The following is a 22,640-nucleotide window of genomic DNA, read 5'->3' on the forward strand; positions in this document are numbered from 1 at the left end:
CGGGACGGCAGCATGTGCAAGGCGGCAGCCGTGTCAGGCGGGCAGGGCCAGGACGTCGAGATGGCCGACCGTGCAAGGGGCGCTCGATGCTGCCGCAAGCCGGCGTCGGAGCCAGGCATCGGCCGAACCGACGTCGAGTTCGCGCGCAGCATCCGCGATCCCGGTGACGAGCGCGCGTTGTAGTTCGGTCTCCGCCGGCCCGAGTTTCCAAGGGCTGTCGGCGATCGTGACGCGATAGCCGCGTCTGCGCATCGCCTCGGCGAGGTGGGATGCACCCGAAGGGCCGAGCGCGGGGCCAAAGCCTTTCTCGCCGCGCTGATGCGCGTTGAAGGCATCTCGGATCGTCGCATCGTCCGGGTGTGCCGGGCTCCATTCGAGGACGCCGTCATAGCTGAGCGCGGCGTAAAGGCCCGTTCGGGACGCGGCGAGCCGGTCTGCAAGAACGTCGATCCAGCGGGCGCTGGCGAGGTCGAACAAGGCCGACGCGGTGACAAGCGCAGCGCCGTCGAGAGGAATGTCGTCGGTGCGGGTGAGGTCGAGTTCGACCGTTTCGACCATCGGGCCGGAGCGTCGCGCGGCCTCGGCGAGAAGAGCCGGATCGTGGTCGACCAGACGCCAGCGTGCCGGGATTTCGCCGATAGCGCGCAGGGTAGAGCCGGTGCCCGAACCGAGATCGACGATGACGGGGTCGGGTTGCTGCGCGAGGAACGCGCGAACGTCTGCCAGCATCGACGCATCGCGCGCGGCGTTGTCGGCGCTTTCGCGCAGATCGAGCCATGCCGTGGAAAAGCTCATCGGCCGATCTCCAGCAACGCGCGGGCGATGATGGTGGTCGTGTCCGACCAACGCGGTAGACGCTCGGCCGCCCGGCGGGCGCCTTCGCCAGCGCTGGCATAGGATGCGTCGTCGGTGAGGAGTCGCCGCAAGGCATCCGCGAAAGCGGCCGGATCGTCGGCAGGCACGAGTGCGCCGGCGTCGGGCGGCACGACTTCGGGCACGGCACCGACCGCACAGCCGACCACCGGCAGGCCCGCGGCGAGAGCTTCGGCATAGGCCATGCCGTAGCCTTCGTGGCGGGTGGCGAGGACGAAAATGCCGACCTGCGCGTATTCAGGATCGAGATCGTTCAGCGGGCCGGTGAATTCGATGCGATCGGCGAGACCGGCATCCGAGATCATCCGATCGAGCCGCGCACGCCAAGGTTCGTCGCGCGAGGGCCCGACGAACCGGGCGTTCCAATCCAGATCGGCGATCCTTGTGAGCGCCTCGACGAGGATGTCGTGACCCTTGCGCGGGACGATGGACGCGACGCAGAGGAGACGCGTTCGATCTCTCTGATAGGTAAGCATAGACTTACGTTCCGTCCCGGGTGGCGCGACCTGCAGGACCGACGCAGGCACGCCGAAATGGTCCATCAGCCGGCGTCCGGTCGTCTCGCTCGTACAGATGATCGTCGCCGCATGACACAGCGCCGCGCGCTCGTCCGCCTCGAACCGCGCTGCCTTTTCGGCTGGCAGCCCGCCTTCATCAGCAAGCGGATGATGGACCAGCGCGGCAAGCCGCAATCGGCCGGCTTGGCCGGCCATGAGGTCGGGAAGCCGGGCGAAGGCGAGGCCGTCGACCAAAACCAAGGCATCACCCGGCAGGTTCGCAAAGGCCTCTTCGGCCGCGCGGTGGGTTGCCGCGTCGATGTCGGGATAGCTGCCGGGCAGCGAGACGATCTCGACCGTCCAGCCGAGCTCGCGGAACCCTTCAGCGACTTTCCGGTCGTAGCCATATCCGCCGGTGGGCGTGTCGATATCCCCCGGAACGACGAAATGGAGATGCGACCTCGTCACAACTCGCCTTCATACCAGGCGCGCGCGACGTGGCTCTCGTGAAGCTGGACACGGATCTTCACGATGCGGCCGTTGTCGCCAAGCCCCTTGGTGCGGACGGTTGCGGCGAGTTGGTCGAAGATGTGCTTGCACAGGAATTCGGTTGTCGTGATCTTGCCCTTGAAGGCATCGATTTCGTCGAGATTGCCGTAGCGCAGCGGGTCGAGCGCGGCCTTCAGCGCGTCGGTCGCAAGCCCGATATCGACGGTCAGCCCGTTTTCGTCGATGTCGCGGGTGTAGAAGGCGGCGTCGACGACGAAGGTCGCGCCGTGCATGTTCTGCGCCGGGCCGAAAACGGGTGAGGACAGGCTGTGGGCGATCATGATGTGGTCGCGAACTTCGACGGCAAACATTCAGGGTCCTTCGACTGTTGGGGCGTAGCTGATACGGTGGCAGAGCGTCGCCGGATCGGCGAGGATCTTCGCATAGTCGCGGTCGAGCTTGGCGAACGGGCTCGTACCGGAGATCAGCGCATCGAGCGCATCGTCGCTGGCGAGGAGATCTAGCGCCTTGGCAAGCCGCCGCCGGAAATTCCAGCGCGGCGCACGCTCGGTCGGGATCGAGCCGACCTGCGAGGAAACCAGCTTCAGCCGCCCGGCGTGGAAACTGGCGCCCAGCGCAAGATCGACGCGCTTATCGCCGTACCAGCTCGCCTCGACGATCCGGCCTTCGCGGCCTGCGCAATCGAGTGCGGTCTGGAGGCCGGCGGCGCTGGCGCTGGCGTGGATGGCCACGTCGCAATTTCCCGCCGGCTGCGAGGCGAATGCGACGCATAATCGCCCGGCGATTACCTTTCGCGCCGGATTGACGTCGACCAGCGTGACTTCGGTTCCGGGAATGCGGCTGCAAAGCCATGCGCAGAGCGCGCCGACGACACCCGCGCCGATCACCGCGACGCGGTCGCCCGGCGCCGCGCGCGCGTCCCAAACAATGTTGAGCGCCGTTTCCATATTGGCGGCGAGCACGGCACGGGCAGGCGGAAGATCGACGGGAAGCGTCGTCAGGTCTGCATCCGGCACCGCGAAACGGTCCTGATGCGGAAACAGGGAGAATGCGATTTCTCCCGTACGTGGGCCGGACGCGATGCGCCCGACATTGGCGTAGCCATACTTGACCGGATGGGGAAAATCGCCGGACTGGTGCGGGCCGCGCATTCGCTCGTGCTCGGTTTCCGGCACTGCGCCTTGAAAGACGAGCGATTCGGTGCCGCGGCTGATCCCGGAGAAAAGCGTTTCGACTTCGACCAGATTGTTGCCGACGGGCAACTCTTCCTGCCGCAGCGCACACATACTCGTTCCGGTGATCCACAACGCTGTCGGCATTTTTCCTCGCTTCGGCCAAAAAGCTAGATGCTTTCCGGCACTTGGCAAGGCGCAACCCCCACGAAAGGCGAATCGGCTGAAAGTCATGCTCTATTGCAATGCAACAGGTGACTGCTAGATTCGTTACGACATGATGACAACAGCCCCGACCGGTCAGGCAAATCGCCGGCCGAGGCTCTGGGGGCCAATCCATGTATTATCAGTTCTACGAATTGAACCATGCCGCGCTGCAACCGGCACGCGCCTTCGCCGACGCGGTGAAGCTTCTCTATTCCAATCCGCTCAATCCGATGTCGCATACGCCGATGGGGCGCACGATCGCGGCCGGCGCGGAGATGTTCGAGCGCACGACGCGGCGCTACGGCAAGCCGTCCTTCGGCATCACGCAAACCAAGGTCGGCTTCGACCAGGTGGCGGTGAGCGAGCGCGTGGTCTGGAAGAAGCCGTTCTGCGACCTGATCCATTTCGAGCGCGATCTGCCGAGGAACCGCAAGGCCGACCCCAAGCTGCTGATCGTCGCGCCGATGTCCGGCCACTACGCGACGCTCCTGCGCGGCACGGTCGAGTCGATGATCCAGCATGCCGAAGTCTACATCACGGACTGGACGGACGCTCGCATGGTGCCGGTCGCTGACGGCCGGTTCGACCTCGACGACTATGTCGACTACGTGATCGACATGCTCCACCATCTCGGCCCGGACACGCATGTGATGGCGGTCTGCCAGCCATCGGTGCCGGTGCTGTCCGCCGTATCGATCATGGAGGCGCGTGGCGACCGCTTCGCGCCCGCCTCGATGACGCTGATGGGCGGGCCGATCGACACGCGCCGCAATCCGACCGCCGTCAACAAGCTGGCGGAGGAAAAGGGCATCGACTGGTTCCGCGACAACGTCATAATGCAGGTGCCGTGGCCGGAGCCCGGCTTCACGCGCAACGTCTATCCCGGCTTCCTGCAACTGTCGGGCTTCATGAGCATGAACCTCGACCGTCACATCATCGCGCACAAGGATTTCTACATGCACCTCGTCAAGGATGACGGGGACTCGGCCGAGAAGCATCGCGACTTCTATGACGAGTATCTGGCGGTGATGGACCTGACGGCGGAGTTCTACCTGCAGACGGTGGATACGGTGTTCGTGCAGCACGCTTTGCCGAACGGCACGATGCGCCATCGCGGCGAACTGGTCGATCCGAAAGCTGTCAAGAATGTCGCGCTTCTGACCATCGAGGGCGAGAACGACGACATTTCGGGCCTCGGTCAGACGCAGGCGGCCCACGACCTGTGCGTCAACATTCCGGATGACATGCGCGCCCACTACATGCAGCCGAAGGTCGGCCATTACGGCGTCTTCAACGGCTCGCGCTTCCGCTCCGAAATCGTGCCGCGCATCGCCGACTTCATGGCGAGCAACCCAGGCACTGCCAAGCGTGAGCGGCCGAAGCCGCGGATCGTCGCCAACAAGGGCTGATCAGCCGAAGGCAAGCAGGGCCGCGAGCCCGATCGTGCCGACGAGGATGCGCCAGATGGCGAAGGGCGTGTAGCCGCGCTTCGCCACGAAATCGAGCAGATAGCGGACGACGAAGACGCCCGCGATGAAGGCCGTGACGAAGCCCGCGCCGATGAGCCAGAAATCGTCGACGGTGAGGATGTCGCGGTTCTTGTAGAGGTCGTAGGCAAACGCACCGACCATGGTCGGCATCGCAAGAAAGAACGAGAACTCGGCCGCCGAGCGCTTGTCGGCGCCCATCAGGAGCGCGCCGACGATGGTCGCGCCCGAACGTGACGTGCCGGGGATCATCGCGAGGCACTGGATGAAGCCGATCTTGAGGCAGACCGTCAGCGGAAACTCGGCGACATGGGTGTATTCCGGCTCGACATGGCGCCGGTCGATCCAGAGCAGCACGACGCCGCCGAGGATCAGCATGACGCAGATCACCATCGGCGTCTCGAACAGCACCGTCTTGATGAAGTCGTGCGCCAGCGCGCCGATCACGGCCGCTGGCAGGAAGGCGAGCAGGATGCCGCCGACGAAACGTTGCGTCTCGCGATGTTTCGGCAAGGTGACGGCCAGATGCCACAGCCGCGCGGAATAGACGGTCAGGATGGCCATGATCGCGCCGAGCTGGATCAGCACCTCGAAGCTGCGGCCCGTCGACTCGAAGCCGAGGAAGTGCCCCGCGAGCAGCAGGTGACCGGTGGAAGAGACCGGGATGAATTCCGTCAGCCCTTCGAGAATGCCGAGAAGGGCCGCGACGAGAAGGGATTGCTCTTCCATGAAAACTCCGGGGCAGGCCTGTCTCAAAGGTTCGCTTGTCAGGCGGGCCACGCTTGCCTATAGCTGCCCGCGCATCGCCGCTTTCGAACCCGAATCTGCGCCGAGGATTAGCCACCGGGCCATCAAAAGGCCAGACTTTTCGGGCCAGTCCCCCTGCGACATACCCACCGAGTGCCCATGCTGACCCTGTTCCACCATCCGCTTTTCGCGTCCTGCCGTTTTATTCGCCTGGCCTTCGGCGAATATGGCGAGGACCTTTCGCTGATCGAGGAAAAGCCATGGGCGCGGCGCAGGGAATTCCTGCACCTGAACCCGGCCGCGACGCTGCCCGTGCTGCTCGCCGAGGCCGACGAGCCGATCGTCGGTGCATCGGTGATCGCCGAATATGTCGACGAGACGCGCGGCGCGCTGAAGCGCGACAAGCGGCTGATGGCCGAAAACCCGATCACGCGCGCCGAAATCCGCCGCCTGGTCGATTGGTATCTGGTAAAGGCCGATGGAGAGGTGACGCGGCATCTGGTGCGCGAGCGCGCACTGAAACCGCATATGCCGCCCGAGCATGGCGGCGGCTCGCCCAATTCGACGGCGATCCGCGCCGCGCGCGCCAATATCCGCCAGCACATGAAATACACCAACTGGCTCGCCGGCACCCGCAACTGGCTCGCCGGCCCGCGCCTGACCTATGCCGACCTTGCCGCCGCGGCCTCGATCTCGGTGCTCGACTATATGGGCGAGATCGACTGGAGCGAGCACGGCGCGGCCAAGGAGTGGTATACGCGCATGAAGTCGCGCCCCTCCTTCCGGCCGCTTCTGGCCGACCGGTTCCGCGGCCTCACCCCGGCCTCGCACTATGCGGACCTCGATTTCTGACATGACAGCCCCCCGAAACCCCGTTCCGGCGGCGCGTCTTCGGGAGTTCATCGAGGCCGAGGCAAAGGCGCTCGGCTTCGACGCTGTCGCGGTGACGCGGCCCGATGCGATCGTCGAAGCGGGGCCACGGCTCGGCGATTTCGTCGAGGCCGGCCGGCACGGTACGATGGAATGGATGGCCGACACGCTTCAGCGCCGCGCCCATCCCAATGCGCTGTGGCCCGAGGCGCGTTCCGTCATCATGCTCGCCATGAACTACGGCCCGGACGAAAACCCGCTGGCGCTCCTCGACCGACGCGACCGGGCGGCGATCTCGGTCTATGCGCGCAACCGCGACTATCACGACGTCATCAAGGGCAAGCTGAAGACGCTCGCGCAGAAATTTGCCGCGCGCACAGAAGCGGACGTCAAGGTGTTCGTCGACACCGCGCCGGTGATGGAAAAGCCGCTCGCGGCTGCCGCCGGTCTCGGCTGGCAGGGCAAGCACACCAATCTCGTCAGCCGCGAATTCGGCTCCTGGCTCTTCCTCGGCTCGATCTTCACGACAGCGGAACTTGGCGCCGATGCGGCGGAGATCGATCACTGCGGCTCGTGCCGCGCTTGTCTCGACATCTGCCCGACCAACGCGTTTCCCGCGCCCTATCAGATCGACGCGCGGCGCTGCATTTCGTACCTCACCATCGAGCACAAGGGCCCGATCCCGCACGAGTTTCGCGCCGCGATGGGCAACCGCATCTATGGCTGCGACGACTGCCTGGCCGTGTGTCCCTGGAACAAGTTCGCGCAGGCGACGCGCGAGGCGAAGCTCGCGGCCCGCGACGACCTCGTCGCGCCCGCGCTGGCTGATTTGCTCCGGCTCGACGATACCGCCTTTCGCGAAAAGTTCGCCGGATCGCCGATCAAGCGGATCGGTCGCGACCGCTTCGTCCGGAACGCGTTGATCGCGGCTGGAAATTCGAACGAGTCGGATCTTTTGCCGCTGGTCGAAAACCTTCTTGCCGATCCGTCGCCCCTGGTCCGCGGCGCGGCGGTTTGGGCCTTGTCGCGGCTGGCCGGGCGGGAGAGGTTCGATCGGCTGCGTCTGGCTGCGATGGAACAGGATGATAACGTGAAGGCGGAATGGGTGCACGCGATGGAGCCGGCATGACGAAGACCTTCCTCATCTTCGGCGCCGGCTATTCGGCGCGCGCCTTCGCGCGACAGGCGGTCGAAGATGGACACCGGGTGATCGGAACGACGCGCAGCGCCGAAAAGTTCACTGATCTTTCCGCGATCGGCATCGAGTCGCTGATCTTCGACGGCACGACGCTGAGCAACGATCTCGCACAGGCGCTGGGCAAGGCGACGCATCTCGTCGTCTCCGTCGCGCCGGACGAGACGGGCGATCCGGTGCTTCGTGCCGCGAGCGAAGCGATCCGCGGGCAGATGCCGCGACTGCGCTGGATCGGTTATTTGTCGACCGTCGGCGTCTATGGCGATCATGACGGCGGCTGGGTCGACGAGGATGCGGACTGCCGGCCGGTGTCGAAACGCTCGATCTCGCGGCTTGCATCCGAGAACGCCTGGCGCGCATTGGCGCTCGACACGGGCAGGCCGCTCGCGATCCTGCGCCTGTCCGGTATTTACGGCCCCGGTCGCAACGCCTTCGTCAATCTGGCGGAAGGCAAGGCGAAGCGCATCGTCAAGCCGGGCCAGGTCTTCAACCGCATCCATGTCGACGACATCGCCGGCGCGCTTGCCTTTCTGGCCGAGAGGGAGGCGGACGGCATCTTCAACGTCACAGACAACGAACCCGCTCCCCCGCAGGACGTCGTCGCCTATGCGTCCAATCTGATGGGCGTCGATGCGCCGCAGGAAGTGCCGTTCGACGCCGCGACCATGACGCCGATGGCGCGTTCCTTCTATGGCGAGAACAAGCGGGTCTCGAACGCGAAGCTGAAATCGGCGGGATATTCGTTTCGATTCCAGACCTATCGCCATGCTCTGGACGCCATGTGGCGCGATCACACTTGGCGACAGAGGCCGCCGCGTTAGGGTTTCGCTAACCTTGCCGGACGCAGGCTCGGCTGGAAGCCAAGCGGGGAGAATCACCGATGCGCGCGAGGAACTGGATCAAGGCCGCCTGTGTCGCCCTTTCGATGACGGCCGCGACGAGCGCCGACGCGCAACTGGCGAAGGATCTGTTCGGCAACCAGCCGCTACCCGCCGCCGCCGAGGCGCGCGTCTATGGCTCCTACTCCAAAGGCTGTTTTGCCGGCGGCATGGCGATCGCGAACGATGGTCCCAATTGGCAGACGATGCGTCCGTCGCGTAACCGCCGCTGGGGTCACCCCGACATGGTGCGGCTCGTCGAACGCCTGTCGCGCGACGCGACCGCTGACGGTTGGCCGGGCCTGCTTGTAGGCGACATCTCGCAGCCGCGCGGCGGTCCGATGCTGTCGGGCCATGCCTCGCACCAGCTCGGCCTCGATGCCGACATCTGGTTCCAGCCGATGCCCCAGCGCCGCCTGTCGACATCGGAGCGCGAGAATCTCGAATTCGTCTCCATGCTGCGCGACGGCGAACTGACCGTCGACGACCGCAAATGGTCCCCTGCCCATGCCGGTATCCTGCGCCGTGCGGCGAGCTATCGCGAGGTCGAGCGCATCCTCGTCCATCCGGGCATCAAGAAGAAGCTCTGCGAGACGGTGACGGGCGATCGCTCCTGGCTTGGCAAGGTGCGCCCGTTCTGGGGTCACGATTCGCACTTCCACATCCGCATCGGCTGCCCTGCCGGTTCGCCCGGCTGTCGCCCGCAGGAAGGGATCGGCCGCGGCGACGGCTGCGATTCCTCGCTCGCCTGGTGGTTCACGGACGAGCCGTGGCGCCCGGCCACCGGCCCGCAGCAGCCACGCGCGCGCGACGTGATGCGCATGGCCGACCTGCCGCGCGAATGCTCGGCCGTCCTGCAGGCGCCCGCCCCGCAATCCGAAGCCATGGTGACCATCGGCGGGCCGGGCAGTACGATTGGCCAGACCGTTGCGCCGCCGATCGCCGCGAACGCCTACGCCCCGACGCCGGAGAGCGCCATTCCGGTGCCTTTCCCGCGCCCTCAGCCTTGACTTGGCCGGCCGCGTGTGACCTTCAAATAGCCTTGATTTGAACAGCGATACGCGACAGCCGCCCTGATGATTTCTGAAATCGACGCCGCCGGCGTTTTGCAGTTCCCCGTTCTCGTCGGAGATATCGGCGGCACCAATGCCCGCTTCGCCATCCTGCCGTCGCGCGAGGCGGCCGCGATCGAATTTCCGACCGTCGCGACGGCCGACTATCCCGACATCGACGTTGCGCTCGAACGCGCCATCCTGACGCGGACCGACATCAAGCCGCGCTCTGCGGTGCTCGCCATCGCAGCGCCAGTCACCGGCGACGAGATCCGGCTGACCAATTGCCCCTGGACGGTGCGCCCCAAGATCATGATCGACCGGCTCGGTTTCCGGGAAGTCGTGATCCTCAACGATTTCGAGGCCCAGGCGCTGGCCGTCGTTGCGATCGGACCTGAGCATCTGGAAAAGATCGGCGGCGGCGACGCCGATCCGGAGGCAAGTCGCGTCGTGCTGGGTCCCGGCACCGGTCTGGGTGTTGCCGGCCTCGTACGCGCCGGCAATGTCTGGGTGCCGGTTCCGGGCGAAGGCGGCCATGTCGACATGGGCCCGCGCACCGCACGAGATTTCGCGGTGTTCCCGCATATCGAGCGCATCGAGGGCCGTATTTCCGGCGAGCAGATGCTGTGCGGGCGCGGCCTCGTCAACCTTTACCGTGCCGTCGCCGCCGCCGACGGTAGGCCGGCCGAGTTTACCTCCCCGGCGGGGATCACCGCTGCAGCCCTGGCGAAGTCCGACCCCGTCGCCGGAGAGGCGCTCGACATCTTCGTCACCTGCCTTGGCCGGCTTGCCGGCGACCTCGCGCTGATTTTCATGAGCCGCGGCGGCGTCTACCTGACGGGCGGCATCGCCCAGAAGATCGTGCCGGCCCTGAAACATGCCCGCTTCCGTGCGGCCTTCGAGGACAAGGCGCCGCATTCGGCCCTGATGCGCGATCTGCCGGTGTTCGTCATGACCCACCCGCTCGCCGCCCTTGCCGGCCTCGGCGCATTCGCACGCACGCCGAAGGCGTTTCATATCCGCACCACCGGGCGTCATTGGCGCGCGTCGTGAACCGCGTGCGGCGGATTGGCGATTGCATCGCGGGTTCCAAGGGGGCATAGGCAGGCGGCCTGCGCGCAAGCGGCAGGCGACTAGACGGGATTTCGACCACTTGGCAGAGGCCCAGACCACGCAGCGCAAGGCGGAGCCCGGCGAAATCGTCGCGGTGATGCGCCGGATTCTGGCCGAGAACGGCCGCGAATACCTGCCGCAGTACGCCCTCGCCACCCTATGCCTCGTGGCCGTGGCAGCGACCACCGCGTTCAGCGCATGGATCATGCGCGACATCATCGACGAGATCTTCTATCGCGAGAACTACTCGCTCGTTCCCTATATCTGCGGCGCGATCATCGCCGCCTTCGCGATCCGCGGCATCGCCAGCTATGGCCAGGCGGTGATCCTCGCCCGGATCGGCAACAATCTGGTCGCGCGCTATCAGCGCCGCCTGTTCGACCACCTAATGCGGCTCGGCCTCGACTTCTACTCGAGTGCCCGCTCCGGCCAGCTCGCCGCCCAGATCAGCCAGAACGTCACCGGCATCCGCGACATGCTGTCGATCACGCTGACATCGATCGCGCGCGATCTCGTCTCGCTGATCGGGCTCGTCGCGGTCATGGTCATGCAGGACCCGCTCCTGTCGGTGATCGGCCTTCTGATCGGTCCGCCTCTGGTCTACGCGGTCAACTACCTCATGCGCCGGCTGCGCCGCGTCACACGTGAATCCGTCGAGGTCAATTCGCATCTTTTCGGCGCGATGCAGGAGACCGTGCAGGGCATAGCCATCGTCAAGGCATTCACGATGGAAGAGCAGCTTTCGCGCAAGCTGGCCGAACTGGTGGCCTCGGCCGAGAACCGCGCCAACAAGATCGCGCGCGTCTCCGAGCGGCTGACCCCGATCACCGAAATGCTCGCCGGTTTCGCCATTGCCGGCGTCATCGGCTACGCCGCCTATCGTGCCTCGTCGGCCGGCCAGTCGCCCGGTTCGGTCTTCGCCTTCATCACTGCGCTTCTCCTCGCCTACGATCCCGCGCGCCGGCTTGCCCGCGTGCAGGTCAATCTGGAGCGCTCGCTGGTCAATGCGCGGATGATCTACGAACTGCTCGACCAGGAGCCGCCGCAGCGCGATGGGCCCGGAGCGAGCGAACTGGTCGTCGGCGCCGGCGGCATCGCCTTCCGGAACGTGTGCTTTTCGTACGGCGCCGACAAGCGCGTGCTGGACGACGTGTCCTTCGAGGCGGAGCCCGGCAGGGTCACCGCCATCGTCGGCTCGTCGGGCGCCGGCAAGTCGACCATCGTCGCACTCGTCCAGCGCTTCTACGACGTCGATTCCGGCCGGATCGAGATCGACGGGCAGAACATTGCCGGCGTCACCAAATCCTCCCTGCGCGCGCGCATCGCCTATGTCTCGCAGCACCCCTATCTTTTCGAGGGCACGATCCGTGACAACATCCGCTACGGCCGTCCCGAGGCGAGCGACGAGGAGATCGAGACCGCCGCGCGGCTCGCCAACGCCGACGATTTCATCCGCGAAAGCGCCTCCGGCTACGACACGCTGGTCGGCGAGAACGGCGTCACGCTTTCGGGCGGCCAGCGACAGCGCCTGTCGATCGCGCGCGCGATCGTGCGCAATGCGCCGATCCTGCTGCTCGACGAGGCGACCTCCGCGCTCGACAACGAGTCCGAGGCGCGCGTGCAGGACGCGCTCGACACGGTGATGAAGGGGCGCACGACGATCGTCATCGCGCATCGGCTGTCGACGGTCGTCAACGCCGACAAGATCGTCGTGATGGAAGAAGGGCGCGTGGTCGAACAGGGCACGCATCGCGCTCTCATTGCCGACCCGGCCGGACTTTATGCACGCTTCCATCGCCTTCAGGGCGAGCGCAGCCCCGACCTCGTCGCCGATCGGGAACTGGAGGAGAAAAGCGCATGAGCGATATGGGTCTCGTCGTCGTCGGCGCCGCCGGCCGCATGGGCCAGGCGATCATCCGCTCCATAGCCGCCATCGACGGCGTCAAGGTGGTCGGCGCGCTCGACCGCAAGGGTGCGCCCGCCATTGGTCGGGACGCCGGCGAACTGGCAGGGGTTGGACAGATCGGCGTTGCCATTACCGACGACCCGCTGCCGCTCTTCGCCAGCGCCGACGGCGTGATCGATTTCTCCGCGCCTGCCGCAAGCGTCGAATATGCCGGCTATGCCGCGCAGGCACGCATCGTCCATGTCATCGGCACGACGGGATGCTCGGCGCAGGACGACGCCGCGATCGAAGCGGCCGCGCGCCACGCCACGATCGTGAAGTCCGGCAATATGAGCCTGGGCGTCAATCTTCTGGCAGCATTGGTCGAACAGGCCGCCCGCGCATTGCCCGCGGCAGACTTCGACATCGAAATCCTGGAAATGCACCACCGCCACAAGGTCGATGCACCCTCGGGCACGGCGCTTCTGCTCGGCGAGGCGGCCGCGAAAGGCCGGGCGATCGCATTGGCGGAGAACTCCGTGCGCACGCGTGACGGCCATACCGGCGCGCGTGAGGCGGGCACCATCGGCTTTGCGACGCTGCGCGGCGGATCGGTGGTCGGCGACCATTCGGTTCTGCTTGCGGGGACGGGCGAGCGCATCACGCTCTCCCACCACGCCGAGGACCGCTCCATCTTCGCGCGCGGAGCCGTGCAGGCGGCGCTCTGGGCGAAGGACCGGAAGCCCGGCCTCTACGCGATGCGCGACGTCCTCGGCCTCGCCGACTGACCAAGGGTCAACGGCCCGGCGGGCGATTATTGCAACGCCCGGCGGTTTATCCGTTGACACCATCTTCCCGCCCGCTTACATCGGCGGCGCACCTAGCCCAGGTGGCGGAATTGGTAGACGCGCACGGTTCAGGTCCGTGTGCCGCGAGGCGTGGAGGTTCGAGTCCTCTCCTGGGCACCACCTTTCTTGAAAGGTGGTCGAAGCGGCGGAAATCCTGCGATCAAACCATTCGGAATTCCGGCCCGACGGGCCGCTTCAGGCGATGGCGCTGCTTCCTTTCCTCTCATTTCGAAATCGTCGAAGTCAGCCCGCGAACGCGGCACTCGTTGCGCTCCCGACCAGGACTGCCGCTCGGGTTTGTATGGCGGACGGAATTGTGCTGTGACTTTTGGCAGGCGATTCCCCGCACGCTTGTGGCTTGAAGCAGGCTACGCGGCGCACCACATCTGGTTCAACGACGGTTCCAAGGAGACCCTAAATGGCCACGGTCAAGATCGACAAGAACAACTTCCAGGCAGACGTCCTGCAGGCCGCTGAGCCCGTGGTGGTGGATTTCTGGGCGGAATGGTGCGGCCCGTGCAAGATGATCGCGCCGGCGCTCGACGAGATTGCCAGCGAGATGGGCGGGAAGGTCAAGATCGCCAAGGTCAATATCGACGAGAACCCGGAACTCGCCGCCCAGTTCGGCGTGCGTTCGATTCCGACGCTGATGATCTTCAAGGGCGGCGAAGTGGCCGACATGAAGGTCGGTGCAGCGCCGAAGACGGCACTGTCGTCCTGGATCAGCGGCAACGTCTGATCGATCGGCAAGAGTTTTCGAAAGCCCGGCCAAGCGCCGGGCTTATTCGTTGCGGACGCGGTTCAGTGCGGAGGCGTGCCGTTTTTGTCGAGCACTTCGCCGGCCAGATAGAGCGAGCCGCAGATCAGGATGCGCGGTGGGATCTCGAGCCCGTTCCAGGTTTCGGCGAGAAGCCTGAGTGCGCTTTCGACTGACGACACCGGCTCGGCCGACAAGCCCGCCTCCATGGCGCGTGCGGCGAGTTCGTCATTCGGCACGCCGGCGTCCGAATGCGCCACCGGAACGGTGAAGACGTGCCGCGCCATGCCGTGAAAGGCGCTGAAATAGCCGGATTGGTCCTTGGTGTTGATCATGCCCGCGATCAGGAAGAGCGGACGCGGGCGCTTTTCCTCCTGCTCGGCCATGGCCTCGGCGATGACCGTACCGGCACCCGGATTGTGGCCGCCATCGAGCCAGATCTCGGAGCCGGCAGGGGCAAGATCGACGAGATGACCGTCGGTCAGCTTCTGCATCCGTCCCGACCATTCGACCTTCTTCATGGCGCGATCGGCGACGCGCAGCGACCCGTCGAAGCCGGCAGCCTTGATGGCGGCGATCGCAGTGGCGGCATTGGCGAACTGGTGACGTCCGACGAGGCGTGGTGGCGTCAGGTCGAGGAGGCCGCCTTCGTCCTGATAGATCATCCGCCCGTTCTCCTCATAGGCGATGAAATCCTGGCCGTAGACGAGGAGCGGGCAGCCGAGTCGCTCGGCGGTGTCGACCAGCACGTCTCGCGCTGCGTCATGCTCCTGCGCCCCGATGACGACGGGCGCGCCGCGTTTGATGATCCCGGCCTTTTCCACCGCGATGAGCTCGACCCGGTCGCCCAGATAGGCCTCGTGGTCGAGCGAGATCGGCATGATGACGGAGACGGCCGGCCGCGCGATGACGTTGGTCGCGTCGAAGCGGCCGCCGAGGCCGACTTCGAGGATCGCCGCGTCGGCCGGATGCTCGGAAAAAAGCACGAAGCCGACCGCCGTCAGGATCTCGAACACGGTGATCGTCTGGCCCTGATTGGCCTCGGCCACGCGGGCGATGGCGTCGGCGAAGATCGCGTCGTCGACGAACTGGCCGCCGCCCGCCTCGCCCAGCCGGTATCGTTCGTGCCAGCGCACCAGATGCGGCGAGGTATGGACGTGGACGAGCCGTCCGGCGGCTTCCAGAAGCGCGCGGGAGAATGCCGCGGCGGAGCCCTTCCCGTTCGTGCCGGCGATGTGGATGACCGGCGGCAGCCGATCCTGCGGATTGTCCAGTTTTTCGAGCAGCCGCCGGATGCGCTCCAGCGACAGGTCGAAGCCCTTCGGATGCAGCGACATCAGCCGCTCGATCTGCTGCCCGGCGGTCAGGAGGGTCATGGCAGGTATCCGGACCGGAGGATCAGGCGGGGGCGCGGCTGTCGGCGAGTTCTGCCGCCGGAGGCGTCATGTCGGCCAGTGCCGGCATGTCTGCGGCGGGCCCATGCGTCAGGATTTTCAGGAGACCGGCGATGGTTGCCTTCAGTTCCAGCCGCGAGACCACCATGTCGACCATGCCGTGATCCATCAGATACTCGGCGCGCTGGAAGCCTTCGGGCAGCTTCTCGCGGATGGTCTGCTCGATGACGCGCGGGCCAGCGAAGCCGATCAGCGCGCCCGGCTCGGCAATGTGGACGTCGCCCAGCATCGCATAGGAGGCAGTCACGCCGCCGGTCGTCGGATTGGTCAGGACGACGATATAGGGCAGGCCGGCTTCCTTGAGCCGGTCGACCGCAACGGTCGTGCGGGCAAGTTGCATCAGGGACAGGATGCCTTCCTGCATCCGCGCACCGCCGGAAGCGGCGAAGAGCACCAACGGGCGCTGCTGTTCGACCGCCGTCTCGAAGCCGCGAATGATCGCGTCGCCTGCGGCCATGCCCAGCGAGCCGCCCATGAAGGCGAAATCCTGCACGGTCGCGACGATCGGCAGGCCGTCGATCGTGCCGGTGGCGTTGACGATCGCATCGTCCATGCCGGTCTTGGTCTTGGCGTCGCGCAGGCGGTCCGTATAGCGCTTCTCGTCGCGGAACTTCAGCGGATCGACGACGGCCTTGGGGTTTTCGATCGTCTCGTAATGACCGTAATCGAAGAAATAGCGCAGGCGCTCCTTGGCGGAGATCTTCATGTGATGTCCGCTCGACGGGATCACATACTGGTTGCTCTCCAGATCCTTGTGAAACACCATCTCGCCGCTCTCCGGGTCCTTGATCCAGAGATTTTCGGGCATGTCGCGCCGGCCGAGCATCGAATTGATCTTCGGGCGGACGTAATTGTTGATCCAGTTCATCGCGGAGCCTTCCGTTCTATCTGGAAAATGGGGTGTCAGACGGCCTGTGCAAGGCGCGCGGAGCGAACGCCCTGCGCGAGGCCGGACACGAGGGTCGCGACGGCTTCGGCCGGATCGGCGGTCTTCTCGCCTTTCGGGCCGAGCACGTTGGCGACCGCGTTGACGATCGCCGTGCCGACCACGACGCCATCCGCCGACGCACCGATCGCGCGCGCCTGCTCGGCCGTCTTGACGCCGAAGCCAACGCAGATCGGCAGGTCGGTGTGGCCCTTGATGCGTGCCACCGCGCCCGCGACCTTCGATGTATCCGGCAGAGCCGAACCCGTGATGCCAAGCATGGAGACGTAGTAGACGAAGCCCGACGTATTCTCGAGCACCTTGGGCAGGCGTTTGTCGTCGGTGGTGGGCGTCGCGAGGCGAATGAAGTTGATACCGACCTTCAGCGCCGGAAGGCACAATTCGCCGTCCATTTCCGGCGGCAGGTCGACGACGATCAGCCCGTCGATGCCGGACGCCTTAGCATCGGCGAGGAATTTCTCGACGCCATAGATGTAGATGGGGTTGTAGTAGCCCATCAGGACGATCGGGGTGGCGTCGTCGTCCTTGCGGAAATCCGACGCCATCTGCAGCGTCTTCTTCAGAGTCTGTCCGGCCTTGAGCGCTCGTAGGCCCGCCGCCTGGATCGCGGGACCATCGGCCATCGGATCGGAAAACGGCATGCCGAGTTCGATGATGTCGGAACCGGCCTTCGGCAGTGCCTTCATGATCGAGAGCGAGGTGTCGTAATCCGGATCGCCGCCCATGAAATAGGTCACGAGGGCGGGTCGGCCTTCGGCCTTCAGGTCGGCCATGCGGCGGTCGATGCGAGTGGTCATATGATTAGAGCCCCATGCCCAGGATCTTGCCGACGGTGAAGATGTCCTTGTCGCCGCGGCCGCAGAGATTCATGACGATGATCTGATCCTTGCCCATCTTCGGCGCGCGCTTGACGACTTCGGCCAGCGCGTGGGCGGGTTCGAGGGCGGGGATGATGCCTTCGAGCCGCGTCAGAAGCTGGAAGGCCTCCAGCGCCTCGTCATCCATGATCGGCACGTATTCGACGCGGTTGGTCTCTTTCAGCCAGGAATGCTCGGGGCCGATGCCGGGATAGTCGAGGCCGGCCGAGATCGAGTGGCCGTCCTTGATCTGGCCGTCCTCGTTTTGCAAGAGATAGGTGCGGTTGCCGTGCAGGACGCCGGGCGCGCCGGCGGTCAGAGAGGCGCAATGTTCTTCGCCGTCGAGGCCCTTGCCGCCGGCTTCGACGCCGACGATCTTCACCGATGCGTCGTCGAGGAACGGGTGGAACAGGCCGATGGCGTTGGAGCCGCCGCCGACGGCTGCAATCAGCAGGTCCGGCAGGCGGCCTTCGGCGGCCATCATCTGCTCGCGCAGTTCTTTTCCGATGACGGCCTGGAATTCACGCACGAGTTCTGGATAGGGATGCGGGCCGGCGGCCGTTCCGATCAGGTAATAGGTGTCCTCGACATTGGTGACCCAGTCGCGCAACGCCTCGTTCATCGCGTCCTTGAGCGTGCCGTGGCCGGACGAGACGGGGATGACTTCGGCACCGAGAAGCTTCATGCGGAACACGTTGGGTGCCTGACGCTCGACATCGGTCGCGCCCATATAGACGACGCAGGGCAGGCCGAAGCGGGCACAGACGGTGGCCGTCGCGACGCCGTGCTGGCCGGCGCCCGTTTCGGCGATGATGCGCGTCTTGCCCATGCGTCGCGCCAAAAGGATCTGGCCGAGGCAATTGTTGATTTTGTGCGAGCCGGTATGGTTCAGCTCGTCGCGCTTGAAGTAGATCTTGGCGCCGCCGAGATGCTCCGTCAGTCGCTCTGCGAGATAAAGCGGCGAGGGCCGGCCGGTATAGTGCGTGTTGAGATGATCGAGTTCGGCCTTGAAGGCCGGATCGGTGCGCGCGACCTTCCAGTGCTCTTCCAGGTCGAGGATCAGCGGCATCAGCGTCTCGGCGACGAAGCGGCCGCCGAAAATGCCGAACATGCCTTCCGGGTCGGGGCCTGCGCGGAAGGAATTGGGCGCAACCGGACTGTTCATGACGTCAACTCCCTGGATGCCGGCAGACCGGCGCGGGCGGCCTCGACCGCCTCGAAGAATTTCGCGATCAGCGCCGGGTCCTTGAGGCCCGGAGCGCTTTCGACGCCTGACGATATGTCGATGCCGGGCGGGTTCGCCTGCCGCAGCGCATCGGCGATGTTGCCGGCGTTGAGGCCCCCGGAAAGCATGTAATCGAGGCCGGGGTCAAGGGCGGCGAGAAGCTGCCAGTCGAACGAGACGCCATTGCCGCCGGGAAGGTCGGAGCCCTTGGGCGGCTTGGCGTCGAAGAGGAAGCGGTCGGCGGTGCCACGATAGGGTGCGACCGCGTCGAGATCTGTGGCATCTCTGACCGAAAAGGCCTTCATGACCGGCAGGCCGTAGCGCGCTTTGACCTCGGCAACGCGCGCCGGCGTCTCACGTCCGTGAAGCTGAAGCATGTCGGGCGACATGGCAGAAACGATCGTGTCGAGCGTAGCATCGTCGGCATCGACGGTGACGGCGACTGACTTCGCCTTGCCCCTGACGCGGGCAGCCAGACGCCCCGCCTCGGCAGGGCTCAAGTGGCGCGGGCTCTTTTCGAAGAAGATGAAGCCGACATGCGAAGCGCCGCCGGACAGCGCCGCATCGACGGCTTCATCCGTCTTCAAGCCGCAAATCTTGATGTCGAGGGTCATGGCCGGGCAAGTGCCATGGAATCGCGGCGAAGTCGAGGAGCGGCCGCTATTCGAAGCGGATCGCCTGTAGCGCGCCGCCATTCTTCTTCAGCCAGGCGCGGGCCTCGTCGGTGCGGGGGCAGAGTTCGCGGCAGAGCGCCCAGAATTTCGGGCCGTGGTTCATCTCCTTCAGATGCGCCACTTCATGCGCGACGAGGTAGTCGATCACCGTCTTCGGCGCCATCATGATGCGCCAGGAAAAGGACAGGGTGCCGTCCGAGGTGCAGGAACCCCAGCGGCTCGTCGTGTCGCGATAGCGCACGGTTTTCGCGCGGCGACCGACAGAGGCCGTGTGCTTGGCGACGAGGATCTCGATGTCGCGTTTCGCCTCGCGCTTCAAGAAGTCCCCGAGGCGCCGTTGCAGGTGGGCGCCATCGCCATGGACGACGAGGGCCGGTTCGCCCTCGACTGCGCCGACCGTCACCGTGCCGCGTCCCGGCTGGTGGACGATCAGATGCGGGACGCCGCGAACGGGCAGCTTGACGCCGGGACGCAAGGCCGCGTCGTCCGGCAGTTTCGCCAGTCGCGTTTCGAGCCAGCCTCGATGCCGATCGAGGAACCGGTCGACCTCGCGCGGATCGATGCCAGGCGGCACGGTGACCCGCAGCCCCTTGCCGCCCGTCTCGATCCTGAGCGTCAGCCGTTTGGCGCGCGCATTCTCGACGATGCGCAACGGCAGCGAGCGCGCGCCGATCGCGTGCATGCCCTCGATCGGAGCGACGGGAAGGCGTGGGCGGGATTTGAACAGGCCGAGAACCATGGTGCGAGCCTAGATGATTCGATGCGGGTTGAACCACCAAATGCGAAAGCGGCGCCGCTTGCGCGACGCCGCTTCGATGTCATCCCAATCGCGGCCAATCAGGCCGGGTTGAGGATCTCGCCGTCCTGCGGCTTGTCCGGCGTGTTGCGCGAGCGCTTGGCCATGAAGCGGTCGAACTCTTCCTGGTCCTTTGCGCGGCGCAGTTCGCGGGCGTACTCGTCGAATTCGTCGCGCATCTCGTCGAGCTTGCGGCGTTCTTCATTGAGGCGGTCGAGTTCCTTGGTGCGCCAGTCGTCGAAGGCGACATTGCCGGTGCGCGGCGCGCCCGTGCGGTACGAAGCCTTGCGACAGGAGGAGAAGAAACCGTCCGTCGCGCGATTGACGTCGCCCTTGAAGGCGTCGAGGCGGTCGCCCCAGATGATGTAGGCGAGCATGGCGAGGCCGAGCGGCCAGAACACCATGAAGCCGATGACCATCAAGGCGATGGTGGCAGGCGTCCATGCAGGACGGATCAGTGCTTTCGTCATCGTCACCCGTTCCTTTTCGGTGGCTCGCAGCCCATGCGGCTGCTTCATTTCGAGATGGGAACGGGTCAAACCGACTTCAAGAAAAATCGGACATGGCGCGATCAACTCCGCTTGGCGCGCGCGGCGATCCGGTCGAGGACGAGCACGAACAGCCCGGCGAGGAGGCCCCAGAACGCGGCTCCGATCCCGCCGATGGTGAGCCCCGAGGCGGTGACCGTGAAGGCAACGATGGCCGGGATGCGCTCGGCCGGGTCTGCCATCGCAAGGCCGAGCGCGTTGGTCAGCGGAGCCAGCAGCCCGATGCCGGCGACGAGCAGGATGAGGCTTTGCGGCAGCACGTCGAACAGCGCGACGAGCGAGGCGCCGAAGATCGCGAAGACGACGTACCACAGCGCGTAGAACGGCCCGGTGAGCCAGCGCTTGGCCGGATCGGGATGGGCATCGGGATCGGTGCAGATCGCTGCCGAGATGGCAGCGAGGTTGGTCGTTAGAGCGTTGAAGGGTGCGGAGAGGAGCGAGACGAAGCCGGTCGTTCCGATCAAAAGCCCGGTGGGCGGGTTGTAGCCGGCGGCGCGCAGGACAGCGATGCCGGCAAGGTTCTGCGAGGCCATCGTGACGAGGTAGAGCGGCACGGCGAGGCCGACGAAAGCCGTCAGCGAGAAGTCGGGCGAGGTCCAGATGAGCGTGGAAATCTCGAACGGCGGCAGGCTGCCGACACGGCCGAGCGCAACGGCCAGTGCGCCGCCGCCGACGAGCACCGCCAGTACCGAGAGTGCCGGATTGAAAAGGCGCAGGACGAAGAAGGCGAGCAGGAGCGGCAGGACGAGGACGGCATCCATGCCGACGGCACGCGCGGCGCCCATGACGAAGGCGACGACGATGCCGGCCAGCATGCCCGACGCGACCGAGGACGGGATCATCGAGACGAGACGCGTCAGCGGGCGCACGAGGCCCGTCAGCGTCAGCAGCAGCGCCGCGCCGATGAACGCGCCGACCGCCTCGGCCATGGTGAAGCCGGCGCTGGCGCCCAGAAGCGCGGCGCCCGGCGTCGTCCATGCCGTGATGACCGGCATGCGCGTCCACCAGGAGAGAAACGCCGCCTCGGCAGCCTTGGCGAGGCAGACGGCGGTGACCATGCTGGCGGTCTGCTCAGTCGTCGCACCGACCGCAGCAGCGGCGGCGATGACGAGCGCCAGCGTCGAACCGAAGCCGACGATCGCCGCGACGAAGGAGGAGACGACCACCGAAAGCCGCATCAGGCGGAAATCCGCTCGCAGAGGCCTTCGGCAGCTTTCAGGATCAGCGCAATGTCTTGCGGGCGCGACAGGCGGTGGTCGCCATCCCTGACGAGCGAGAGCGTGACGTCGTCGGCCGGCAGGTGCTCGACCAGCTTCAGCGCATGGGTGTGCGGCACGTCGGGATCGGCGAGGCCCTGGATGATCGTGACCGGGCAGTGCGTGTCGATCATGCCAGTCATCACCCGGTTCGCTCGGCCGTCCTCGAACAGCGCACGGGTGTAGATGTTGGGCTCGGGCGAGTATTCGGAATGCTCTTCCATATAGCCCTTCGTCTCGAGGTCGCGCCGATGCGCCTTCGACAGTTGGGGCTCCATCAACTCGACCGTGAAATCGGGCGCGGGTGCCAGCAGGAGAAGCGCGCCGACGCGGCTGCCTTCACCCGTCTTCTGCAACTCCTGCACCATGCGCAGTGCGACCCAGGCGCCCATCGACGAGCCGACGAGAACCTGCGGACCCTCGGTCCGGTCGCGGAAGACTGCAAGGCTCTCTGCCAGCCATTTCGAGATCGTCCCGTCGATGAATTCGCCGCCGGATTCGCCATGGCCGGAATAGTCGTGGCGCAGGCTTGCGCGGCCCTCCTGGTCAGCCCACGCGTCGAGGGCTTCGGCCTTGGTGCCGAGCATGTCGGAGCGGTATCCACCCAGCCAGACGAGGCCCGGCGCGCGGCCGCGACGGCGACGATAGGCGATGTCGATTCCGTCGACTTGCAGCGTGGCGGGCGCGGGGCGCTCCATGGTCGTCTCCTTGATATGCGGCCGTTTCGCGCCATCTGATAGCATGGGAAGACGACGCCGCCACTTTTTCGCGACCCCCGTGATTTTTCGCGTCA

At 65.8% G+C, this 22,640-nt stretch carries 23 protein-coding genes and 1 tRNA gene; 10 read left to right on the forward strand and 14 right to left on the reverse strand.

Features of this window, described 5'->3' with window-relative positions; genetic code table 11:
• Window positions 1–33 precede the first annotated feature (33 nt).
• The 4 genes from ACT6QU_RS07415 to ACT6QU_RS07430 are packed head-to-tail and all read right to left on the reverse strand — an operon-like array spanning window position 34 to window position 3,199.
• Window positions 34–795: a class I SAM-dependent methyltransferase gene (locus ACT6QU_RS07415; protein WP_444563540.1), complete on the reverse strand. Its 762-nt coding sequence runs from the start codon at window positions 793–795 to the stop codon at window positions 34–36.
• The gene (locus tag ACT6QU_RS07420) at window positions 792–1,838 is read right to left on the reverse strand and encodes a glycosyltransferase family 4 protein (protein ID WP_444563541.1); all 1,047 of its coding nucleotides are present in this window, start codon (window positions 1,836–1,838) and stop codon (window positions 792–794) included. Before ACT6QU_RS07420 ends, ACT6QU_RS07415 begins: the two co-directional genes overlap by 4 nt.
• A complete protein-coding gene (locus tag ACT6QU_RS07425) occupies window positions 1,835–2,230 on the reverse strand; it encodes a 6-pyruvoyl trahydropterin synthase family protein (protein WP_444563542.1) in 396 nt (131 codons plus the stop codon). Before ACT6QU_RS07425 ends, ACT6QU_RS07420 begins: the two co-directional genes overlap by 4 nt.
• On the reverse strand, window positions 2,231–3,199 hold the full coding sequence (locus ACT6QU_RS07430) for a zinc-dependent alcohol dehydrogenase (protein ID WP_444563543.1): 969 nt from the start codon (window positions 3,197–3,199) through the stop codon (window positions 2,231–2,233). It lies immediately after the preceding gene.
• Between the two features lie 191 nt (window positions 3,200–3,390).
• Here ACT6QU_RS07430 and ACT6QU_RS07435 point away from each other — a divergent pair, with 191 nt between their 5' ends.
• Window positions 3,391–4,668, forward strand: coding sequence for a polyhydroxyalkanoate depolymerase (locus ACT6QU_RS07435; RefSeq protein ID WP_444563544.1), 1,278 nt, complete (start codon window positions 3,391–3,393; stop codon window positions 4,666–4,668).
• Here ACT6QU_RS07435 and ACT6QU_RS07440 read toward each other — a convergent pair whose 3' ends face one another.
• A complete protein-coding gene (locus tag ACT6QU_RS07440) occupies window positions 4,669–5,475 on the reverse strand; it encodes an undecaprenyl-diphosphate phosphatase (protein WP_444563545.1) in 807 nt (268 codons plus the stop codon).
• Window positions 5,476–5,652: 177 nt separating this feature from the next.
• On the opposite strand from ACT6QU_RS07440, the gene ACT6QU_RS07445 reads away from it, so the two are divergent.
• The 9 genes from ACT6QU_RS07445 (at window position 5,653) to trxA (ending at window position 14,073) form a co-directional block, all read left to right on the forward strand.
• A complete protein-coding gene (locus ACT6QU_RS07445; protein ID WP_444563546.1) occupies window positions 5,653–6,345 on the forward strand; it encodes a glutathione S-transferase family protein in 693 nt (230 codons plus the stop codon).
• 1 nt (window position 6,346) lies between these two features.
• A complete protein-coding gene (gene queG, locus ACT6QU_RS07450; RefSeq protein ID WP_444563547.1) occupies window positions 6,347–7,492 on the forward strand; it encodes a tRNA epoxyqueuosine(34) reductase QueG in 1,146 nt (381 codons plus the stop codon).
• The gene (locus ACT6QU_RS07455; RefSeq protein ID WP_444563548.1) at window positions 7,489–8,379 is read left to right on the forward strand and encodes an SDR family oxidoreductase; all 891 of its coding nucleotides are present in this window, start codon (window positions 7,489–7,491) and stop codon (window positions 8,377–8,379) included. The genes queG and ACT6QU_RS07455 overlap by 4 nt, the downstream gene beginning before the upstream one ends.
• A gap of 59 nt (window positions 8,380–8,438) precedes the next feature.
• The gene (gene mepA, locus ACT6QU_RS07460; protein WP_444563549.1) at window positions 8,439–9,446 is read left to right on the forward strand and encodes a penicillin-insensitive murein endopeptidase; all 1,008 of its coding nucleotides are present in this window, start codon (window positions 8,439–8,441) and stop codon (window positions 9,444–9,446) included.
• A gap of 66 nt (window positions 9,447–9,512) precedes the next feature.
• The gene (locus tag ACT6QU_RS07465; protein ID WP_444563550.1) at window positions 9,513–10,541 is read left to right on the forward strand and encodes a glucokinase; all 1,029 of its coding nucleotides are present in this window, start codon (window positions 9,513–9,515) and stop codon (window positions 10,539–10,541) included.
• A gap of 157 nt (window positions 10,542–10,698) precedes the next feature.
• Window positions 10,699–12,462, forward strand: a complete 1,764-nt coding sequence (locus tag ACT6QU_RS07470; protein WP_444563568.1) for an ABC transporter ATP-binding protein — start codon at window positions 10,699–10,701, stop codon at window positions 12,460–12,462.
• The gene (dapB, locus tag ACT6QU_RS07475; protein WP_444563551.1) at window positions 12,459–13,274 is read left to right on the forward strand and encodes a 4-hydroxy-tetrahydrodipicolinate reductase; all 816 of its coding nucleotides are present in this window, start codon (window positions 12,459–12,461) and stop codon (window positions 13,272–13,274) included. The genes ACT6QU_RS07470 and dapB overlap by 4 nt, the downstream gene beginning before the upstream one ends.
• A 95-nt stretch (window positions 13,275–13,369) precedes the next feature.
• A tRNA-Leu gene (locus tag ACT6QU_RS07480) sits at window positions 13,370–13,454 on the forward strand.
• A 298-nt stretch (window positions 13,455–13,752) separates the two neighbouring features.
• On the forward strand, window positions 13,753–14,073 hold the full coding sequence (gene trxA / locus ACT6QU_RS07485; protein ID WP_024588147.1) for a thioredoxin: 321 nt from the start codon (window positions 13,753–13,755) through the stop codon (window positions 14,071–14,073).
• Between the two features lie 62 nt (window positions 14,074–14,135).
• Here trxA and ACT6QU_RS07490 read toward each other — a convergent pair whose 3' ends face one another.
• The 9 genes from ACT6QU_RS07490 to ACT6QU_RS07530 all read right to left on the reverse strand — a co-directional run bounded on the left by ACT6QU_RS07490 (window position 14,136) and on the right by ACT6QU_RS07530 (window position 22,545).
• The gene (locus ACT6QU_RS07490) at window positions 14,136–15,467 is read right to left on the reverse strand and encodes a bifunctional folylpolyglutamate synthase/dihydrofolate synthase (RefSeq protein WP_444563552.1); all 1,332 of its coding nucleotides are present in this window, start codon (window positions 15,465–15,467) and stop codon (window positions 14,136–14,138) included.
• A 22-nt stretch (window positions 15,468–15,489) separates the two neighbouring features.
• A complete protein-coding gene (gene accD, locus ACT6QU_RS07495) occupies window positions 15,490–16,413 on the reverse strand; it encodes an acetyl-CoA carboxylase, carboxyltransferase subunit beta (RefSeq protein ID WP_444563553.1) in 924 nt (307 codons plus the stop codon).
• Between the two features lie 35 nt (window positions 16,414–16,448).
• The gene (trpA, locus tag ACT6QU_RS07500; RefSeq protein WP_444563554.1) at window positions 16,449–17,288 is read right to left on the reverse strand and encodes a tryptophan synthase subunit alpha; all 840 of its coding nucleotides are present in this window, start codon (window positions 17,286–17,288) and stop codon (window positions 16,449–16,451) included.
• Between the two features lie 4 nt (window positions 17,289–17,292).
• Window positions 17,293–18,513 (reverse strand): tryptophan synthase subunit beta, encoded by a 1,221-nt coding sequence (gene trpB / locus ACT6QU_RS07505; RefSeq protein ID WP_444563555.1) that lies wholly within the window; start codon window positions 18,511–18,513, stop codon window positions 17,293–17,295.
• Complete coding sequence (locus ACT6QU_RS07510; RefSeq protein WP_444563556.1) at window positions 18,510–19,187, reverse strand: phosphoribosylanthranilate isomerase; 678 nt, start codon at window positions 19,185–19,187, stop codon at window positions 18,510–18,512. The genes trpB and ACT6QU_RS07510 overlap by 4 nt, the downstream gene beginning before the upstream one ends.
• A 46-nt stretch (window positions 19,188–19,233) precedes the next feature.
• Complete coding sequence (locus ACT6QU_RS07515; RefSeq protein ID WP_444563557.1) at window positions 19,234–19,986, reverse strand: M48 family metallopeptidase; 753 nt, start codon at window positions 19,984–19,986, stop codon at window positions 19,234–19,236.
• Between the two features lie 98 nt (window positions 19,987–20,084).
• The gene (locus ACT6QU_RS07520; RefSeq protein WP_024588140.1) at window positions 20,085–20,513 is read right to left on the reverse strand and encodes a DUF2852 domain-containing protein; all 429 of its coding nucleotides are present in this window, start codon (window positions 20,511–20,513) and stop codon (window positions 20,085–20,087) included.
• 101 nt (window positions 20,514–20,614) lie between these two features.
• A complete protein-coding gene (locus ACT6QU_RS07525) occupies window positions 20,615–21,769 on the reverse strand; it encodes a benzoate/H(+) symporter BenE family transporter (protein ID WP_444563558.1) in 1,155 nt (384 codons plus the stop codon).
• Window positions 21,769–22,545: an alpha/beta hydrolase gene (locus ACT6QU_RS07530; protein ID WP_444563559.1), complete on the reverse strand. Its 777-nt coding sequence runs from the start codon at window positions 22,543–22,545 to the stop codon at window positions 21,769–21,771. The genes ACT6QU_RS07525 and ACT6QU_RS07530 overlap by 1 nt, the downstream gene beginning before the upstream one ends.
• Between the last annotated feature and the right edge of the window lie 95 nt (window positions 22,546–22,640).

This window comes from Aliihoeflea sp. (genome assembly GCF_052435475.1).
Classification (GTDB): domain Bacteria; phylum Pseudomonadota; class Alphaproteobacteria; order Rhizobiales; family Rhizobiaceae; genus Aliihoeflea.

Coding starts and splice junctions, on each gene's coding strand:
- ACT6QU_RS07415 (WP_444563540.1), bottom strand. CDS start 795: ATGAGCTTTTCCACGGCATGGCTCGATCTGCGCGAAAGCGCCGACAAC.
- ACT6QU_RS07425 (WP_444563542.1), bottom strand. CDS start 2,230: ATGTTTGCCGTCGAAGTTCGCGACCACATCATGATCGCCCACAGCCTG.
- ACT6QU_RS07430 (WP_444563543.1), bottom strand. CDS start 3,199: ATGCCGACAGCGTTGTGGATCACCGGAACGAGTATGTGTGCGCTGCGG.
- ACT6QU_RS07435 (WP_444563544.1), top strand. CDS start 3,391: ATGTATTATCAGTTCTACGAATTGAACCATGCCGCGCTGCAACCGGCA.
- ACT6QU_RS07440 (WP_444563545.1), bottom strand. CDS start 5,475: ATGGAAGAGCAATCCCTTCTCGTCGCGGCCCTTCTCGGCATTCTCGAA.
- ACT6QU_RS07445 (WP_444563546.1), top strand. CDS start 5,653: ATGCTGACCCTGTTCCACCATCCGCTTTTCGCGTCCTGCCGTTTTATT.
- queG (WP_444563547.1), top strand. CDS start 6,347: ATGACAGCCCCCCGAAACCCCGTTCCGGCGGCGCGTCTTCGGGAGTTC.
- ACT6QU_RS07455 (WP_444563548.1), top strand. CDS start 7,489: ATGACGAAGACCTTCCTCATCTTCGGCGCCGGCTATTCGGCGCGCGCC.
- mepA (WP_444563549.1), top strand. CDS start 8,439: ATGCGCGCGAGGAACTGGATCAAGGCCGCCTGTGTCGCCCTTTCGATG.
- ACT6QU_RS07465 (WP_444563550.1), top strand. CDS start 9,513: ATGATTTCTGAAATCGACGCCGCCGGCGTTTTGCAGTTCCCCGTTCTC.
- ACT6QU_RS07470 (WP_444563568.1), top strand. CDS start 10,699: ATGCGCCGGATTCTGGCCGAGAACGGCCGCGAATACCTGCCGCAGTAC.
- dapB (WP_444563551.1), top strand. CDS start 12,459: ATGAGCGATATGGGTCTCGTCGTCGTCGGCGCCGCCGGCCGCATGGGC.
- trxA (WP_024588147.1), top strand. CDS start 13,753: ATGGCCACGGTCAAGATCGACAAGAACAACTTCCAGGCAGACGTCCTG.
- ACT6QU_RS07490 (WP_444563552.1), bottom strand. CDS start 15,467: ATGACCCTCCTGACCGCCGGGCAGCAGATCGAGCGGCTGATGTCGCTG.
- accD (WP_444563553.1), bottom strand. CDS start 16,413: ATGAACTGGATCAACAATTACGTCCGCCCGAAGATCAATTCGATGCTC.
- trpA (WP_444563554.1), bottom strand. CDS start 17,288: ATGACCACTCGCATCGACCGCCGCATGGCCGACCTGAAGGCCGAAGGC.
- trpB (WP_444563555.1), bottom strand. CDS start 18,513: ATGAACAGTCCGGTTGCGCCCAATTCCTTCCGCGCAGGCCCCGACCCG.
- ACT6QU_RS07510 (WP_444563556.1), bottom strand. CDS start 19,187: ATGACCCTCGACATCAAGATTTGCGGCTTGAAGACGGATGAAGCCGTC.
- ACT6QU_RS07515 (WP_444563557.1), bottom strand. CDS start 19,986: ATGGTTCTCGGCCTGTTCAAATCCCGCCCACGCCTTCCCGTCGCTCCG.
- ACT6QU_RS07520 (WP_024588140.1), bottom strand. CDS start 20,513: ATGACGAAAGCACTGATCCGTCCTGCATGGACGCCTGCCACCATCGCC.
- ACT6QU_RS07525 (WP_444563558.1), bottom strand. CDS start 21,769: ATGCGGCTTTCGGTGGTCGTCTCCTCCTTCGTCGCGGCGATCGTCGGC.
- ACT6QU_RS07530 (WP_444563559.1), bottom strand. CDS start 22,545: ATGGAGCGCCCCGCGCCCGCCACGCTGCAAGTCGACGGAATCGACATC.